At 41.6% G+C, this 320-nt stretch carries 1 protein-coding gene; it reads right to left on the reverse strand.

Going from position 1 to position 320, the window contains the following annotated elements; genetic code table 11:
* Window positions 1–55 precede the first annotated feature (55 nt).
* Window positions 56–320, reverse strand: a 265-nt coding sequence (locus ACG9ZB_RS16850; protein ID WP_419326809.1) for a YqiA/YcfP family alpha/beta fold hydrolase, incomplete at its 5' end; no start/stop codon positions are given.

The raw sequence follows: 320 nt of genomic DNA on the forward strand, positions 1-320 counted from the left end.
CCAGATAATACTTCAAGCGATTGAGCCGTATATTGAGACACGATGTACTGGTTCCTTATTTTAAGCAGTCCGATAAAAACTGTAATGCCATCGGTATTTTGTCTGCGAAATATTCCATCGCATGATTGCCTTGCGTTTCCGAGATCACGAGCGCCGCGCCATTATAATAGCGCTGTGCTTCACGATAATCCAAAACTTCATCGCCTTGTTGCAATAACACTAAAATTTTGTCTTCATCTTGCACAAATGGCAGTTCAATCTGCTCTAAATAGTCTAATTGTGCATCATCGAGCGTCCAATGTTCATTGACTCTATAGGGC

Origin of the sequence: Acinetobacter johnsonii (assembly GCF_048551975.1) — a bacterium.
GTDB lineage: Bacteria > Pseudomonadota > Gammaproteobacteria > Pseudomonadales > Moraxellaceae > Acinetobacter > Acinetobacter johnsonii_A.